Raw genomic sequence first — 17,310 nt, forward strand, 5'->3', positions numbered from 1 at the left:
CCGGCCTTCGGCACGCGGCTGGCGTCAGTGCACCGAGCGGGCGTACGCCGCGGGTGACATCCCGGCGACGGCGGTGAAGTCGCGAACCAGGTGGGCCTGATCGCTGTAACCGAGGTCGGCGGCGAGATCCGCCCAGTTCAGCGGGCCACCAGCGGCCTGTTCGACGGCCTCCTGGAGCCGGTAGCGGCGGATCACCCATTTCGGTCCGACCCCGACGTACTCCATGAAGAGCCGCTGCAACCGGCGGACCGGAAGGTCGTGCCGCGCGGCGAAGTCGTCGACCCGCAGCACCGCCCGGTCGGTGCGGATCGCCTCGGCCAGCCGGACGGCCTCCTCGGCCATCGGGTCCGGCTCTGGTCGCCAGGCGGTGAGCAGGGCGTCCAACGCGTGGCAGCGCTCGTCGTCGGTGGCCGCGCACACCGGGGCGTCGGGGCGGGTCAGCCGGCCGGCGGGCAGCGGCACCCGGCGGCCGGTCAGCTCGGCGACCGGCCGCCGCCAGAACGCGTGGAAGCCACCGGGACGAAACTGCACTCCGCACACCCGGCCGGTGCCGGTCAACGTGATCCGAAACAGGTCGCGGCCCACCCCGGCCACCTCGCCGGACTCGGGCCCGTCGCCGTCCCACCGGAACACCACGTTCACCGCCGGGTGCGGCACGACCCGTTGCTCGAACGGTGTGCTCAACGCCCAGTCGATCAACCAGTAGTGCTCGACCCACGGGCGTAGCGACTCCACCGGCAGGTGCCGCCGGAAGCGGACCTCGCGCAGCATGCGCCCGGGGTCGAGAATTCCCCGGCTGTCGCCACGCGGTCGCTGTCGCATTTGTTCAAGACCACCCTCATACGCTGGCCCTATGACCACTCAGACTAGCGATCTGCTGGCGGCTGCCGCGCCGCGAACCGTCGATGTGGTGCGAGGCATCGCCGACGACCAGCTCGACCTGCCCACGCCGTGCCGTGACTACGTGGTCCGCGATCTGCTCAATCACCTTTTCCAGGTGGTGGTCAACTTTCAGGAGCTGGCCGAGAAGCGACAGGTGGAGTGGGCCGAGAAGCCCGACCACCTGGGCGACGGCTGGCGGGACCGGTTCGAGGCGGAGACCGGACGGTTGGTCGCCGCCTGGTCGGACCCGTCCACCCTGGAGGGCGTGTCGCCGGGCATGGGCATGCCGCAGGCCGTCATCGGTGGCATGGCTCTGCTGGACCTGACCGTGCACGGCTGGGATCTCGCCGTCGCCACCGGCCAGCCGTACCAGCCGGCCCCGGAGGCGCTGGCCGAGCTGCACGGGCTGGTGGAGCAGTTGGGCCCCACCGCCCGAAAGATGGGCGTCTTCGCCGACCCGGTGCCGACCCCCACCACCCCGGCCCCCGACCTCGCCCATCTGCTGTCCCAAACCGGCCGCACCCCCACCTGGCCCCCCACCCCCTAACCCCACCCACCCCTCCCGCCCCCGCCCCCACCGCCCCGGTGATCAAGAGGTTTGCGTCAGTTCTCGGCGCGCTGGTGACGCAAACCTCTTGATCAACCGGGGGGGTTGGAGGGAGGTGGGGGCGGGTCGTCCTGGGAGGTGTGCGACGCGACGGCCGCGCTCTGTGACGACCCGGTCACTCGCAAGCAGTACACCCGGATCGTGGAGACACCCGGGATCGAGCGAGCCGTTGCCGTACCCCTGGAGCGCCTGGCCTGGCTCGGTGCCGGCGCGTTGGTCGCGGTGCTGGTCACGGTGGGCGTCGGCCTGATCTTCCTGCGCGCCAGCACCGCTCTGGACGAGCTGCGCGCGACCTGAGTCGATGTAACGCCGCTGGTGGTGGTGTCGCTGTGTGCACCGGAGGCCCGGACCATCGGGTCTCCGGTGCCGGGCCGGACGGTCCTCGGCACGGTGACCGTGGGAGTTCGCCAGATGCACAGTCAACCGGGCTCTGCCCCGCCGGTGTTCGTCGACGGCACCGGGCGTCGCCGACGGCTCACCGTCGTCGCCGGCACCGCCATGGGCCTCGGCCTGCTCACCAGCCTCGCCCTGATCCTCGCGGGGCTCTTCCTGGACACCTCGGTGCCGCTGCCCGGCTGGTCGGACGACCCTCGGGGATCCGTGCCGGTGGAGGCCGGCGTAGACGGGATCACCAAGCCACAGGTGGCCGACTCGCCGTCGCCCTCCCCGGTGAACCGCACGTCGCCTCCCCTGCCGCGTCCCACCTCGACCACCGGTGAACGACCCCCCACCACGGCCACCGGGGCGCCGTCCGCCACGAGCCAACCTGGTCGAGGGGACGAGCACCGCAACACCGAGAAGCCGAGCAGGTCGCCCGGTAAGCCGCAATGATGAAGGCCAGACACGTGGCCCGGCGGGACCCCCGGGCACACTGGTTCCTGCTCGTCCTCGGGCTACTGTCGCTGCTCGTGGCGCTCACCGTCAACGGCCTGGTGAGCGGTCTGGCCGGCGGCTCCGGCACCCCCGTCGCCGGCGGCCAGCCGGCATCGGACGTGCCGGCCGCGGTCGGCTCGGGCGGCCCGGTGCTGCGGCTGGACCAGGCCGAACCGGTCAGCCGGGCGGTGCCCGACCGCACCATCGCGCTGACCTTCGACGACGGGCCGGACCCGCGCTGGACCCCGCAGGTCCTCGATGTGCTGCGCCGGCACGGCGCGCACGCCACCTTCTTCGTGGTGGGCGCCCGGGTCAACGAGCATCCCGAGCTGGTCCGGCGGATCCTCGCCGAGGGCCACGAGATCGGGTCGCACACCTTCACCCACGCCGACCTCGCCGAGGTGTCGCCGTGGCGGCGTGACCTCGAACTCTCGCTGACCCGCAAGGCGATCGCCGCGGCCACCGGCCGGGAGGTGACCCTGCTCCGGCCACCGTTCTCGTCGGTGCCGACGGCGCTGACCGGCCCCGAGTACGCCGCGCTGCGCGCCGCCGCCGGTTCCGGGCACATCGCGGTGCTCTCCGACCTGGACACCAGGGACTGGCAGCGCCCCGGCGTCGACCAGATCGTGCGGGCGGCCACCCCGAACCGGGGACGGGGTGCGATCGTGCTGATGCACGACGGCGGCGGTGACCGGGCGCAGACCATCGCCGCGCTGGACCGACTGCTGCCCGCGCTCACCGACCAGGGCTACCGGTTCACCACCGTCTCCGCCGGTGTCGACGCCACGTCGTCGATGGTCCCGGCAGGCGGTGGCGCCCGGCTGAGCGGCACCGCGTTGCGCTGGACCCAGACCGGCGCGCGCTGGTCCGCCGAGGTGATGAACCTGCTGCTCATGATCGCCCTCGCGCTCGGGGTGGCACGTCTGGCGGTGCAGGTGTTCTGTGCCCAGCGGCACGTGCGCCGGGTCCGCCGTCCCCAGCGGGACCGGCCCGAGGTGCGGGCACCCGTGTCGGTGATCGTCCCCGCGTACAACGAGGCGGCGAACATTGCCGCCACGGTCCGTTCCCTGGTAGCCAGCGCGTACCCGACGCTGGAGGTGATCGTGGTGGACGACGGGTCGGACGACGGCACCGCCGACATCGTCGAGCGGATGCGGCTGCGCGGGGTACGCGTGATCCGGCAGGCCAACGCCGGCAAGCCGGCGGCGCTGAACACCGGCATCCGGGCCGCCCGGGCGAACCTGCTGGTGCTGGTGGACGGTGACACCGTCTTCCAACCGGACACCGTGCACCGGCTGGTCCAGGGCTTCGCCGACCCGTCGGTCGGCGCGATCAGCGGCAACACGAAGGTCGCCAACCGGCGTCGGCTGCTCGGCCGGTGGCAGCACCTGGAGTACGTGATCGGCTTCAACCTCGACCGGCGGATGTACGACGTGCTGGAGTGCATGCCGACCATTCCCGGTGCGATCGGCGCGTTCCGCCGCGAGGTGCTGCTGCGGGTTGGTGGGGTGCCCGCGGACACCCTGGCCGAGGACACCGACCTGACCATGAAGGTCCTCCGCGCCGGCTGGCGGGTGGTCTACGAGGAATCGGCCATCGCCTGGACCGAGGCCCCGTCGTCGCTGCGCCAGCTCTGGCGACAGCGCTACCGCTGGTGCTACGGCACCATGCAGGCGATGTGGAAGCACCGGCACGCGCTATGGGAGTCGGGCGCCGGCGGCAAGCTGGGCCGGCGCGGCCTGCCGTACCTCGCGGTGTTCCAGATCATTCTGCCGTTGACCGCGCCGGCGGTCGACGTGTTCGCGGTCTACGGCCTGCTCTTCCTGCCCTGGTCGACGCTCGCCCTGGCCTGGGCCGGGCTGCTGCTGCTCCAGGCGGTCACCGCCGGCTACGCGCTGCGCCTGGACCGGGAACGGTACGGCCCGCTGTGGGCGCTGCCGTTGCAGCAACTGGTCTACCGACAGTTGATGTACCTGGTGGTGGTGCAGTCGGTGGTCACCGCGCTGATCGGCAACCGGCTGCGCTGGCAGCGGATGGTGCGTACCGGCGAGGCCGCCGCGCTGGTGGGCGCCGGCCGAGGCTGACGCCGCACCAGCGCCGCGTCAACCCCGGCCGGTCAGGTCGGGGTGCGGAAGAGGCCGGCGGACCAGGAGACCAGCAGGCCGACGGCGGCGGAGCAGCAGCAGACGAGCAGGGCGGCGCCGACCACCGCGAGGATCATCCACGTGGAGGCGCGCCGGGGCGCCGACCCGCGCTCGTCCTCATCGGTCATCGCCGCCGCCCCGTCGTCGTCAGGCGCGGCCCAGGCGGTCCAGGATCCAGGCGTTGATGAACGCCTCCTCACGCCAGGCGTCGTAGCGGCCGCTCGGGCCACCGTGCCCGGCACCCATCTCGGTCTTGAGCAGGTAGTCGCCGTCCGGGGCGACCGCCCGCAGCCGCGCGATCCACTTCGCCGGTTCCGAGTAGAGCACCCGCGTGTCGTTGAGGCTGGTCACCGCGAGGATCGCCGGATAGTCCACCGGAGCCACGTTCTCGTACGGCGTGTAGGACTTCATGTACGCGTACACCTCGGGGTCCTCCAGTGGGTTGCCCCACTCCTCCCACTCGGTGACGGTCAGCGGCAGCGACGGGTCGAGGATCGAGGTGAGCGCGTCCACGAACGGCACCTGCGCCACGATCCCGCTGAACGCGTCCGGGGCGAGGTTGGCCACCGCGCCCATCAGCAGGCCGCCGGCCGAGGCGCCCCGGGCGACCAGCCGGTCGCTGGCCGTCCAGCCGGCCTTGACCAGGTGCCGGGCGGACGCGACGAAGTCGGTGAAGGTGTTCTTCTTGGCCAGCAGCTTGCCCTGGTCGTACCAGCGCCGGCCCAGCTCGCCGCCGCCCCGGATGTGCGCCACCGCGAAGACCACGCCCCGGTCCAGCAGGGACAGCCGGGCCACCGAGAACCACGGGTCCATGCTGGCCTCGTACGAGCCGTAGCCGTACAGCTCGCAGGGCGCCGAGCCGTCCCGGGGCGTACCGACCCGGCAGACCAGCGAGATCGGCACCCGGGTCCCGTCGTCGGCGAGCGCCCAGTCACGGTGCTGCTCGTACTCGGCCGGGTCGTACGGTCGGCCGTCCGGCCCGGGCAGCACCGGCTTCTGCTTGCGCAGCACCATCTGCCGGGTGACCAGGTCGTAGTCGTACACCGAGTCGGGGGTGATCAGGGAGGAGTAGCGCAGCCGGACCTGCCCGGTGCGGTACTCCGGGTTGGCGTCCAGCCCGACGCTGTACAGCGGTTCGGGAAAGTCGATGTCGTGCGCGTCGTCGCTGCCCACCGGCAACACCCGCAGCCCGGTGAGCCCGTCGGTGCGCAGCGACACCACCAGGTGGTTGGCGAAGGCGTCGACGGCCTCCAGACGGGTGCCGGGGGTGTGCTCGATCAGCGGCACCCAGTCGCCCGGCACGTCCGCCGAGGTGAACGCCAGCGCGAAGTCCTCCGCGCCGTCGTTGTGCAGGATCAGGAAGCGGTGGCCGTGGTGCTCCACCGTGTACTCCACGCCCTGCCTGCGGGGAGCGATCACCGCCGGCGCGCCGGTCGGGTTGCTGGCCGGGATCACCAGCACCTCGCTGGTCACCTTGCTGTGGATGTCGATCAGGATGAACTTCTCCGACCGGGTCAGCTCCACGCCCACCCAGAACCGCTCGTCATCCTCCTGGTGGACCACGACGTCGTCGGCGGCGGCCGAGCCGACGGTGTGCCGCCAGACCCGGTTCGGCCGCCAGGCGTCGTCCACCGTCACGTAGAACAGCACCGAGGCGTCGGTTGACCAGGCGGTGCCGTAGAACGTGTCCGGTACCTCGTCCGGCAGCAGCTCGCCGGTGGCGAGGTCCTTCACGCGCAGGGTGAACCGCTCGTCGCCGGAGTAGTCGGTGGAGTAGGCCAGCCAGCGACCGTCGGGGCTGACGTCGAACGCGCCCAGCGCGAAGAAGTCGTGCCCCTCGGCCAGCAGGTTGCCGTCGAGCAGCACCTCCTCGCCGTCGAGCGGTGCGCCGTCCGCGCTGATCGGCGGCTCGGTCTCACCGTCGCGGACCGCGCGTCGGCACTGCACCCCGTACTGCTGCCCCTCGACCGTCCGGGTGTAGTACCAGTGCCCGCCCTTGCGGGTCGGCACGGACAGGTCGGTCTCCCTGGTGCGCCGGCGGGTCTCCTCGAACAACTCGGCGCGCAGTTCGGCCAGGTGCGCCGTACGCGTGTCGGTGTACTCGTTCTCGGCGGTCAGGTAGGCGATCGTCTCCGGGTCGTCCTTGACGGCGAGCCAGGCGTACTCGTCGATGACGGTGTCGCCGTGGTGGGTGCGCTCGCTGGGCACCCGCTTCGCCGCGGGCGGGGCAGTCTCGGTGGTCACGGCGGCCACGTTACCGGCCGCCCCCCACGATGTGCCGGACCAGCGGCATCCCGATAGTCGCCACCACGCCTTTCGAACACATGTACGATGAGCGCCATGGCGGCAGCAGCTAGTTCCCTCGACCGGTCCGGAGCACTCGAGATCACCCGGCGGTTGGCGGCGATCTGCGGCCCACCGTTCTCCCGGCTGGCCGGGCCGGCCGACGAGGTGGCGGGGCGGCCGGCGCGCTGGGTGGCGGTGCCGGGCGGCCCGCACGCCGCCGCGGAGGTGCTGCGGCTGGCCGCCGCGCACGACCTGGCGGTGGTGCCCCGGGGTGCCGGCACGAAGATCGACTGGGGTGCCACCCCGGTCCAGGTCGACATCATGCTCGACACCGGCCGGCTGGCCGGCATCGGTCACGAGCCGGTCGGTGCGCTGGTGACCGAGGTGGGCGCCGGCACCCCGCTGCGGGCGGTGCAGGCCACGCTCGAGCGCACCGGGCAGCGGCTGGCGATGGACGCCCCGTCACCCGGCGCGACCCTGGGCGGGGTGCTCGCCGCCGGCGAGGCGGGCCCGCTGCGTCACCGACACGGCAGCCCCTGCGACCAACTGCTCGGTGTCCGCTACCTCGCCGCCGACGGTGAGCTGGTCAGCACCGGGGGTGGCGCCCCCGGGCTCGACCTGGCGCGGCTGCTCTGCGGCTCCCAGGGCGCGCTCGGCGTCCTGGTCTCGGCGAGCCTGCGGGTCCAGCCGGTGCCGGCGAGCCGGCTCTGGGTGTCCCGCCCGGTGTGGACGCCACTGGAGGTGCACGACCTGGTTCGGGCGATCCTCGCCGCCCGGCTGGATCCGGCCGCCATCGAGCTGGACCTGCCCGGAGGCACGCCCCGGCCGCGTACGCCGTACCCGCCCGGCCACCCCGCCGCCACCGCCCGTGAGCGCCATCCGTCGATGTCCGGGCGGGTCGGTGCCCCGTCCCGGGCGGGCAGCCTGGTGGTGCTGCTGGAGGGCGGCCCCGCCGATGTCACCGAGCGCGCCGAGCGACTGGTCGGCCTGCTGCACGGGGAGGCGACGATCGCGCACTCCGCGCCGACGTGGTGGCGCCGTTACCCGTTCGCGCCCGGCGACACGGCGTTGCGCCTGGAGGTGCCGATCGGCGATCTGCACGCCGCCGTCTACGCGTTGCGTGACGCGGCCGGCACCCCGGTGCCGGTGCGAGGGTCCGCCGGGCTGGGCGTGGTGCACGCGGCACTGCCCGGCGCGCTGGCTCCCGACCGGGTGGCGTCCATCCTGGCCGCCGTCCGAGGGGTGTTGCTGGCTCGGCAGGGCCGCTGCGTGGTGGTCTCGGCTCCCGCGCCGGTCCGGCAGGCCGTCGACCTCTGGGGCGAGCTGGCCGGCCTGGCCCAGCTGCGGGCGGCCAAGGAGCATCTCGACCCGGAGCATCGGCTCGCCCCCGGGCGTCTCCCCGGCGGCCTGTGACATCGCCGCCGTCGGTGGCCCGGGTCGGACGCTCCTATGCCGGGTCAAGTGTTTGGGGTGGGGTTTCGAGGCGTCGGTAGATTTCGCGGGCGACGTAGCGTTTGAGGCAGCGTTTGATCTCTCGGTCGGTTTTGCCTTGGGCGCGGCGCCGTTCGGCGTAGGCGCGGGTGTCCTGGTCGCGTTGTAGGCGGGTCAGGACGATGGTGTGCAGGGCGCGGTTGAGTTGGCGGTCGCCTGAGCGGTTGAGCCGGTAGCGGATGGTCTTTCCTGATGATGCGGGGATCGGGGCGGCGCCGGCGAGCATGGCGAACGCGGCGTCGTTTCGGCAGCGTCCGGGGTGGGACCAGGCGGTGAGCACGGTGGCGGCAACGATCGGTCCGACTCCGGTGAGGTCGAGTAGGTCGGGTCGCCAGGAGCGGACGATCGTGCGGATCGCCCTTTCGTGTTCGGCGGCTTCGGCTTCGAGGAAGCGGACGCGGCGGGCGAGGTCGCGCAGCACGGTCAGGCAGGTGAACACGTCGATATCCGCGCTGCTGGAGGGGCGTAGTCGGGTGGCGGTGGTGAGCATGGCCCGGGTGCTCTGGCCGCGGAAGCGGGCCCGCACCACCTCGGGAGCGGTGATCACCAACGCGTGCAGCTGCCGCTGAGCGTCAGCACTGGCTTCCACGGCCGCTCGGCGGGCGGTCAGCCGCACCTGCAGTGCTGCTCGTTGCGCGCCGGTCTTGGGCTGCGCCAGCCGCGTGCGGGCCAGGGCGTCGCGGGCGGCGCGTTCGGCGTCGATCGGGTCAGACTTCGCCCCGGCCCGGCGGGCCGGTCGCAGCGGCCGGTCCAGTTCGACGAGCAGCTCACCGGCATCGGCCAGGTGTCGGGCGAGGCCGGCGCCGTAGCCGCCGGAGCCCTCGAGGGCCCAGGCCCGCAGCCCTGAATGCTGTCCGGCCAGGGCCACCAGCTGCGCGTAGCCGTCTGCGTCGGTGTTGACCGTGATCCGCGCCAAGACCCCGCCGGTGCGGGTATCGAGCAGCGCAGCAGTGTGGGTGTCTTTGTGCGTGTCGACGCCGATGACGACCTCGACCAGATCTGCCAGCATGGACATGCGTTCTCTCCTCACCGTGGGGACGCAAAGGTCCGGTCCGGTGCGGAGATGGCAGGACTGTGATGAGACACGCCAGCCGCTAACTGGCGGTCAAGCTCCTGATCAGGCCAAACGTCTCCCGCCGGGCCGGCGCCGGCAGCAGCGGACGGACAAGTCCAGCCAAAGGCACAAAGCCAGTCAGGCCAAGAGTCACGCCCACCACTGCCAGCTATCAGCTCACCACTGCTGAACCGACCCCGCCATGCTCACAGTCAGTCCAGCCACCACCGCTGCATGTCCAGCAGCGGCGGGGTGAACCGGGCCACCAGCACCAGCAGGGTTGCCGCAGCGCCGGCCAGCAGCAGCGCCCGGGTGGCCCGGGGGAGTGCGTCGCGCTCCCGGGCGGCCAGTGCCACGGCGGCGATCGCCAACGGCAGCCCGAGCACCGCGCCCAGCACGTAGAGCATCCCCACCACGGCGTAGAGCCACAGGAACGGGTTCGCGCCGTGCATCCCGAAGGGAATCAGCTCCTTGGGGTCGTACGCGCCGGTCAGCATCTCGGCTGGGCCGACGCCGGCGGCCGCCATCCGACCCAGGTAGAGCAGCAGCACGGCGAGGAACGCGCCGAGGGTGGCCAGCTGCGCAGTGATCAGCGCTCGGACTGCTGCTGAGGAGTACGACGTGGCCTGCGCGACACCCGGCATGGCCGTCAATCTACCGAGCGTGCCGGGCATCCGGAGCCCGCGTGCGCCGGTCGGTCGAATCGTTGCGGAGCACCAGGATGGCGATGTCGTCCCGGGGCGGCTCCACCGAGAAGTTGATCGCGGCGGCGCGCAGCCGGGCGGCCACGACGTCGGCCGAATACCCGGCCAGGGGCGCGGCGGCGTCCCGCAGCCGGTCGGTGCCGAACAGCTCCCGGCCGCGCCGCCGCTCGGTGACGCCATCGGTGTAGAAGACCAGCGAGTCGCCCGGTGCGAGCGTGATCTCCGCCGTCGGCGAGGTGATCGTGTCGAGCAGGCCGAGTGCGGTGCCGCCGGTGCCCACGAACCCGGCGCCGCCCGCGGCGGCCAGCAACACCGGCCGGTCGTGCCCGGCCAGGTGCAGCGACACGTCCAGCTTGTCGTCCTCACCCGGCCTGACCGCCGCCAGCGCCAACGTGCAGTACCGCCCGCTACCCCGCTCGACCAGCGTCTCGTTGAGCCGCGCCAGCGCCTCCGGCAACGGTTTCCCGTCGCCGACGAGCACCCGGATCACGTCCCGGACCAGCCCGGTCACCGCGGCGGCCTGGACGCCCTTGCCCGAGACGTCACCGATCACCACCAGCCAGCGCCCGTCGGGCAGCGGCACCACGTCGTAGAAGTCGCCCCCCACCTCCGCGTCGTCGCCGGTCGGGACGTACTCGGCGGCGAAGCCGATCCCGTCGACCAGCGGCAGCACCGGCGGCAGCAGGGACTGCTGGAGCGTCTGGGCCACGCGGCGACGCTCGGCGTGGATCCGGGCGTTCTCGATGGCCAGCGCGGCCCGCCGGGCCACGTCCTCCAACACGGACACCTCGTCCGGGTCGTGCCGGTGCCGCTGGTGCCGCCCCACCGCCAGGGTGCCGAGCCGCTGCCCGCGCGCTATCAGCGGGACCGCGAACCCCTCCATCGGCCCGCCCAGCGGGATCTGCGCCGCGCTGCGGGACGCCTCGCGCAGACGGGCCTGGATCGAATCCGGCCCGGTCTCCGCCAGCACCTTGTGCAGTTGCGGCAGCACCGACTCGTCGGCGTGGCTGGCCGCCGCCAGCCGGAGCCGGCCCCACTCGTCGGTGGTGTGCACCGCGCACCACTGGCCGAGTCGTGGCACCACCAACTGCGGGATCAGCGCCATGGTCAGCTCGACGTCCAACGACTGGGCGAGCAGTTCGCTCGCCTCGGCCAGGAAGGTCAGCCACACCTGGCGGCGGACGTCGGCCCTCCGCAGCCGGTCGTTCTCCAGGTGCAGCGACAGCCGCTCGGCGGTGAGCACCGCCAACGGTCGGGCGTACGCCGAGGGTGCGGCGTCCAACTCCAGCTCCCCGGCGTAGGGGCGGTGCACCGTCAGCGGCACCCGGAGCAGCTCGGTGCCGGGGCGGGGAGCGCGACCGAAGCGGGCCAGCACCTGGCGGCCCTGCCCGTCGCCCCGGTCCAGCCGGATCGTGCCGCCAGCGGCGCCCACCATCTCGGCGACCCGGCTGAGCAGGCTGGTGGCGAAGTCGGGCAGCGGGTCGTCGGCGTACAGGTCGGGGGCGGTTTGCATGAGTTCGCTCATGGCGCTGGCGCTCGGCGCGGACCTGTCGGTGGTCGCAGGAGGGCCGGCACTGGATGGCGTCGACTCGCCACCGACGGTGCCCCCGGCAGTTGGGTCGGCGCCTGGACGGTCCAGCCGGAACCAGACGCCCTTCCCGGTGGGCAGGTACGTGGTGCCCCAGCGGCTGGCGAAGTGGTCGACCAGTAGCAGGCCTCGGCCCCGCTCGGAGATCTCGTTGATCTCGGTGGAGTCGTTGCGGGTGCCGACGGTCAGCTCGTCGCCCGAACCGGGCGCGAAGTCCGAAACGGTGACGGTCAGCCCGATCTCGTCGGCGACGACCTCGATGTCCAATTCGGTGCGGGCGTGCTCGACGGCGTTGGTGGTCAGTTCGGTGGTGAGCAGCAGGGCCTCGTTGGCCAACTCGTCCAGGTGTGACTCCGTCAGCACCGAGCGGACGACGGCGCGGGCGGCAGCGGGCGTACGGCGGTCGGCGGGCAGGCGGACACGCCGGACCGCCCCGTCCCGGGCCCCGGCCGTCGCGGGCCCCGCCTCGGCTGACACCCTCGTATCCTCCACCGTTCCCCCATTGGGTGCCAAGCCGATCGGCCGTGGCGGGCCGGTGCGACGCAGAGGGGCACCTGCGGTGGAGTGCGGGCCTGTCGCGCCGAAAGGCCCTGGCAGCGAGGTCTGTGGTGGGTCGTGCCGGCGCGCCGCCGATCGGGCGGAATAGACGGCGATCGGGGCCACCTGGCGGGTCGCACACCCTGGCACTACGGCGCTCGCGGGCACAATATGGGGTGCCGGTGTGTCCGCACGGACCGGTGCCCCCGAGTTGAGCGAGGAATGATGACCACGGCGAAGCAGTCGGTGGCGGATCCGTCCGCGCCCGACCACGAGGCGCTCCTCGGTGAGTTGACCGAGGCACTGCGACGGGTCCGTCGCGGAGATCTGAAGGTTCGGCTTCCCCGCCGTGCCGGCACGGCCGGTGAGGTGGCGGACGCCTTCAACGAGGTGGTCTCGCTCCAGGAACGGCAGTATCTCGACCTGCGGCGGATCAGCCGGATCGTCGGTCGCGACGGCCGGCTCACCGAGCGGCTCGACGACGAGGGGTTGGACGGCTCCTGGGCCGAGGGGCAGCGGGCGATCAACTCGCTGATCGACGATCTGGGCCGACCGACCACCGAGATCGCCCGGGTCATCGTCGCGGTCGCGGACGGCGACCTGTCCCAGCACATGGCACTGGAGATCGACGGTCGGCCGCTGCGCGGTGAGTACCTGCGCATCGGGCGCACCGTGAATACGATGGTGGACCAGTTGTCGTCGTTCGCCGACGAGGTGACCCGGGTGGCCCGTGAGGTGGGCACCGAGGGCAAGCTGGGCGGTCAGGCGGACGTTCGGGGCGTCGCCGGGACCTGGAAGGACCTCACCGACTCGGTGAACACCATGGCCTCGAACCTCACCTACCAGGTGCGGTCGATCTCCCAGGTGTCGACGGCCGTGGCCAAGGGTGACCTCTCCCAGAAGATCACCGTGTCGGCCAAGGGTGAGGTCGCCGAGCTGGCGCACACCATCAACTACCTCACCGACACGCTGCGCCTCTTCGCCGAGCAGGTCACCCGGGTGGCGCGCGAGGTGGGCACCGAGGGCAAGCTGGGCGGCCAGGCCGAGGTGCCGAACGTGGCGGGCACCTGGAAGGACCTGACCGACAGCGTCAACTCGATGGCGTCGAACCTGACGGCGCAGGTCCGCAACATCGCGCAGGTTTCCACGGCGGTGGCGCGTGGTGACCTGTCGCAGAAGATCACGGTGGCGGCGCAGGGTGAGATCCTGGAGCTGAAGGACACCGTGAACACGATGGTGGACCAGTTGTCGTCGTTCGCCGACGAGGTGACCCGGGTGGCCCGTGAGGTGGGCATCGAGGGCAAGCTCGGCGGTCAGGCCCAGGTGCGCGGCGTCTCCGGCACCTGGCGCGACCTCACCGAGAACGTCAACCAGCTCGCCGGCAACCTGACCAGCCAGGTCCGCAACATCTCCCAGGTCTCCACGGCGGTGGCGCGTGGTGACCTGTCGCAGAAGATCACGGTGGACGCGCAGGGTGAGATCCTGGAGCTGAAGAACACCGTCAACACGATGGTCGACCAGTTGTCGTCGTTCGCCGACGAGGTGACCCGGGTCGCGCGTGAGGTGGGCACCGAGGGCAACCTGGGCGGTCAGGCCCAGGTCAAGGGCGTCAGCGGTACGTGGCGGGACCTGACCGACAACGTGAACTCGATGGCGTCGAACCTGACCAGTCAGGTCCGTAACATCGCCTCGGTGACCACGGCGGTGGCGAAGGGTGACCTGTCACAGAAGATCACGGTGGACGCCCGGGGCGAGATCCTGGAGTTGAAGTCCACGGTCAACACGATGGTCGATCAGTTGTCGTCGTTCGCGGACGAGGTGACCCGGGTGGCCCGTGAGGTGGGCACCGAGGGCAAGCTCGGTGGTCAGGCCCAGGTGCGGGGGGTCGCTGGCACCTGGCGGGACCTGACCGACAACGTGAACTCGATGGCGTCGAACCTGACCGCCCAGGTGCGCAACATCGCCCAGGTGTCCACGGCGGTGGCGAAGGGTGACCTGTCACAGAAGATCACGGTGGACGCCCGGGGCGAGATCCTGGAGTTGAAGTCCACGGTCAACACGATGGTGGACCAGTTGTCGTCGTTCGCGGACGAGGTGACCCGGGTGGCCCGTGAGGTGGGCACCGAGGGCAAGCTGGGCGGTCAGGCCCAGGTGAAGGGGGTCTCGGGCACCTGGCGGGACCTGACCGACAACGTGAACTCGATGGCGTCGAACCTGACCAGTCAGGTCCGCAACATCGCCTCGGTGACCACGGCGGTGGCGAAGGGTGACCTGTCGCAGAAGATCACGGTGGACGCGCAGGGCGAGATCCTGGAGCTGAAGTCGACCGTCAACACGATGGTGGACCAGTTGTCGTCGTTCGCGGACGAGGTGACCCGGGTCGCCCGCGAGGTCGGTATCGAGGGCAAGCTGGGCGGTCAGGCCCAGGTGAAGGGCGTCTCCGGCACCTGGCGGGACCTCACCGAGAACGTCAACCAGCTCGCCTCGACGCTGACCACCCAGCTGCGGGCCATCGCCCAGGTGTCCACCTCGGTGACCCGGGGTGACCTGACCCAGCGGATCGCGGTCAAGGCGCAGGGCGAGGTCGCCGAGCTGAAGGACAACATCAACCAGATGATCGTCACCCTCCGGGAGACGACCAAGAAGAACGCCGAGCAGGGCTGGTTGGACTCGAACCTGGCCCGGATCGGCGGCCTGTTGCAGGGCCAGCGCGATCTCGGCGAGGTCTGCCGCATGATCATGACGGAGGTGACCCCGCTGGTCGAGGCCCAGCTCGGTGCCTTCTTCCTGGCCGACGACACCGACGGCAGCATGCGGCTTCGGCTGACCTCCTCGTACGGGTACGTGGCGCGGGGGAGCGACGTCACCTTCGGGCCGGGTGAGGGGCTGGTCGGGCAGACCGCGCTGTCCCGGCGCACGATCCGCGTCAGCGCCTCCCCGGACAGCCGGCTCACCCTGCGCTCCGGGCTGGCCGCGACGCCCCCGTCCGACCTGGTGGTGCTCCCGGTGCTGTTCGAGGGTGAGCTGCTCGGGGTGATCGAGTTCGCCAGCGTGTCGGCCTTCTCCGAGCTGCACCTGTCGTTCCTGGAGCGGCTGGTGCTCACCATCGGCATCGCGGTCAACACCATCCAGGCCAACCGGCGTACGGAGGAACTGCTGGCCCAGTCGCAGCGGCTGGCGCACGAGATGCAGGAGCAGTCCGCCGAGTTGCAGCGCACCAACGCCGAGCTGGAGGAGAAGGCCACGCTGCTCTCCGAGCAGAAGGGCAACATCGAGACGAAGAACCGGGAGATCGAGTTGGCTCGGCTGGGCCTGGAGGAGAAGGCGCAGCAGCTGACCCGGGCGTCGGCCTACAAGTCGGAGTTCCTGGCCAACATGAGCCACGAGCTGCGGACGCCGCTGAACTCGTTGCTGCTGCTCGCCCGCCTGCTGGCGGAGAACTCGGAGCAGAACCTCAGCCCGAAGCAGATCGAGTTCGCCCGCACCATCCACGGTTCCGGCTCGGATCTGCTGCGTCTGATCGACGACATCCTCGACCTGTCCAAGATCGAGGCGGGCCGGATGGACGTCGAGCCGACCGAGATCCGCTTCGCCGAGCTGCGCGGCTACGTCGAGCAGGCGTTCGCGCCGCAGGCCGAGGAGAAGAACCTGGACTTCCAGGTACGGGTGAGCAAGGATCTGCCGCCGGCCCTGGTGACCGACGCGCAGCGGTTGCAGCAGATCCTGCGCAACCTGCTCTCCAACGCGGTGAAGTTCACCGACAACGGCGCGGTGACGCTGCGGATCGCCCCGGCGGCGGAGAACGCGGTCTTCGACGTGCCGGCGTTGACCAACGCCCAGCAGGTGATCGCGTTCACCGTGATCGACACCGGGATCGGCATCTCGGACGACAAGTTGTCGATCATCTTCGAGGCGTTCCAGCAGGCGGACGGCACGACCAGTCGCCGCTACGGCGGCACCGGCCTGGGCCTGTCGATCAGTCGCGACCTGGCCCGGCTGATCGGTGGCACCATCACCGTGTCGTCCGCGCCCGGTCAGGGTTCGACCTTCACCCTGTTCGTACCGCAGGTGTTGGCCCCGGACGCGGTGGTCGCGCCCCAGGCCCCGTCCCCGCAGCGCGCCGGCCTGCCGTCGTCGCTGCTGATGCCGCCGCTGGAGCTGCTGCCGGAGCGGCCGGAGGCGCCGGCAACCCGCCAGCTGGACGGCGCCACCGTGCTGATCGTGGATGACGACGTCCGCAACGTCTTCGCCCTGACCAGCGCATTGGAGCTGCACGGCATGACCGTGTTGTACTCGGACAACGGAGCGGACGGTGTCCGCCTGCTGGCCGAGCATCCGGAGGTGGACATCGTGCTGATGGACGCCATGATGCCCGACCAGGACGGTTACGAGACGACCCGTCAGATCCGCCGCAACCACCGGTTCGCCGACCTGCCGGTGGTTTTCCTGACCGCGAAGGCGATGCCGGGCGACCGCGAGTCGGCTCTCGCTGCCGGAGGCAGCGACTACATCACCAAGCCGGTCGACCTGGACGACCTGATCGAGTTGATGTCGTCCTGGATCAACGGCAGTCGGAGCGAGGAGACTTCGTGACCCAGATGGCCAAGGCGCTGCTCGTGGACGACCGGCGGCAGAATCTGACGGCCCTGGAGGCGATCCTCCAGGGCCTGCCGGTCCAGTCCGTGGCGGTGGAGAGCGGCGAAGCGGCGCTCAAGCAACTACTGGTGGACGACTTCGCGGTGATCCTGCTGGACGCGCAGATGCCGGACATGGACGGCTTCGAGACGGCGAGCCACATCAAGCGCCGCGAGCGGACCCGGCATGTGCCGATCATCTTCCTCACCGCCGCCGACCGGGACGCCCAACTCGCCCTTCGGGGATACCAGGTGGGTGCGGTGGATTACCTCACCAAGCCGTTCGACCCGTGGGTGCTCCGGGCCAAGGTGTCGGTCTTCGTCGAGCTGTGGGTGAAGACCCGGCAGTTGGCCGCCCAGTCGGACCTGGTCCGGGAGCGCGACACGCAGTGGCGGAGGCTCACCGACGCGGTCGACGAGGCGACCACCCTGCTCCGCTCGGACGACCCGGAGGCCCGCGACCGGGCCGTACGCATGCTCGAACAGGCCCGCTGGGGCAACACCGCCTGA

Annotated in this window: 13 protein-coding genes; 7 read left to right on the top strand and 6 right to left on the bottom strand. The window is 71.4% G+C overall.

The genetic code is table 11. From position 1 onward, the window contains the following. Positions 1–24: 24 nt before the first annotated feature. Positions 25–822, bottom strand: a complete 798-nt coding sequence (locus tag ACQEUX_RS29000) for a DUF6597 domain-containing transcriptional factor (RefSeq protein ID WP_433055005.1) — start codon at positions 820–822, stop codon at positions 25–27. Positions 823–853: 31 nt separating this feature from the next. Here ACQEUX_RS29000 and ACQEUX_RS29005 point away from each other — a divergent pair, with 31 nt between their 5' ends. The 4 genes from ACQEUX_RS29005 to ACQEUX_RS29020 all read left to right on the top strand — a co-directional run bounded on the left by ACQEUX_RS29005 (position 854) and on the right by ACQEUX_RS29020 (position 4,446). After that, positions 854–1,429, top strand: coding sequence for a TIGR03086 family metal-binding protein (locus tag ACQEUX_RS29005; RefSeq protein WP_433055007.1), 576 nt, complete (start codon positions 854–856; stop codon positions 1,427–1,429). Between the two features lie 138 nt (positions 1,430–1,567). Continuing rightward, on the top strand, positions 1,568–1,786 hold the full coding sequence (locus ACQEUX_RS29010; RefSeq protein WP_433055010.1) for a hypothetical protein: 219 nt from the start codon (positions 1,568–1,570) through the stop codon (positions 1,784–1,786). Between the two features lie 114 nt (positions 1,787–1,900). Continuing rightward, positions 1,901–2,320, top strand: a complete 420-nt coding sequence (locus ACQEUX_RS29015) for a hypothetical protein (protein ID WP_433055013.1) — start codon at positions 1,901–1,903, stop codon at positions 2,318–2,320. Then, positions 2,320–4,446, top strand: a complete 2,127-nt coding sequence (locus ACQEUX_RS29020) for a bifunctional polysaccharide deacetylase/glycosyltransferase family 2 protein (protein WP_433055016.1) — start codon at positions 2,320–2,322, stop codon at positions 4,444–4,446. Before ACQEUX_RS29015 ends, ACQEUX_RS29020 begins: the two co-directional genes overlap by 1 nt. 32 nt (positions 4,447–4,478) lie before the next feature. On the opposite strand, the gene ACQEUX_RS29025 is transcribed toward ACQEUX_RS29020, so the two are convergent. Next, on the bottom strand, positions 4,479–4,634 hold the full coding sequence (locus ACQEUX_RS29025; protein WP_433055019.1) for a hypothetical protein: 156 nt from the start codon (positions 4,632–4,634) through the stop codon (positions 4,479–4,481). Between the two features lie 19 nt (positions 4,635–4,653). Further along, positions 4,654–6,750 (bottom strand): S9 family peptidase, encoded by a 2,097-nt coding sequence (locus tag ACQEUX_RS29030; RefSeq protein WP_433055022.1) that lies wholly within the window; start codon positions 6,748–6,750, stop codon positions 4,654–4,656. 96 nt (positions 6,751–6,846) lie between these two features. Here ACQEUX_RS29030 and ACQEUX_RS29035 point away from each other — a divergent pair, with 96 nt between their 5' ends. After that, complete coding sequence (locus ACQEUX_RS29035; protein ID WP_433055025.1) at positions 6,847–8,205, top strand: FAD-binding oxidoreductase; 1,359 nt, start codon at positions 6,847–6,849, stop codon at positions 8,203–8,205. Positions 8,206–8,239: 34 nt separating this feature from the next. Here ACQEUX_RS29035 and ACQEUX_RS29040 read toward each other — a convergent pair whose 3' ends face one another. The 3 genes from ACQEUX_RS29040 to ACQEUX_RS29050 all read right to left on the bottom strand — a co-directional run bounded on the left by ACQEUX_RS29040 (position 8,240) and on the right by ACQEUX_RS29050 (position 12,106). Further along, entirely contained in the window at positions 8,240–9,298 is a 1,059-nt protein-coding gene (locus ACQEUX_RS29040) for an IS110 family transposase (RefSeq protein ID WP_433046162.1), read from the bottom strand. A 251-nt stretch (positions 9,299–9,549) separates the two neighbouring features. Next, positions 9,550–9,981, bottom strand: a complete 432-nt coding sequence (locus ACQEUX_RS29045) for a hypothetical protein (protein WP_433055028.1) — start codon at positions 9,979–9,981, stop codon at positions 9,550–9,552. A gap of 10 nt (positions 9,982–9,991) precedes the next feature. Further along, positions 9,992–12,106, bottom strand: coding sequence for a SpoIIE family protein phosphatase (locus tag ACQEUX_RS29050; protein WP_433055031.1), 2,115 nt, complete (start codon positions 12,104–12,106; stop codon positions 9,992–9,994). Between the two features lie 285 nt (positions 12,107–12,391). Between ACQEUX_RS29050 and ACQEUX_RS29055 the strand changes: the two genes are divergently transcribed. After that, entirely contained in the window at positions 12,392–16,759 is a 4,368-nt protein-coding gene (locus tag ACQEUX_RS29055; RefSeq protein WP_433055034.1) for a HAMP domain-containing protein, read from the top strand. Next, the gene (locus ACQEUX_RS29060) at positions 16,756–17,310 is read left to right on the top strand and encodes a response regulator (protein ID WP_406074230.1); all 555 of its coding nucleotides are present in this window, start codon (positions 16,756–16,758) and stop codon (positions 17,308–17,310) included. The genes ACQEUX_RS29055 and ACQEUX_RS29060 overlap by 4 nt, the downstream gene beginning before the upstream one ends.

The sequence above is a fragment of the Micromonospora sp. CA-259024 genome, assembly GCF_050936255.1.
Lineage (GTDB): Bacteria > Actinomycetota > Actinomycetes > Mycobacteriales > Micromonosporaceae > Micromonospora.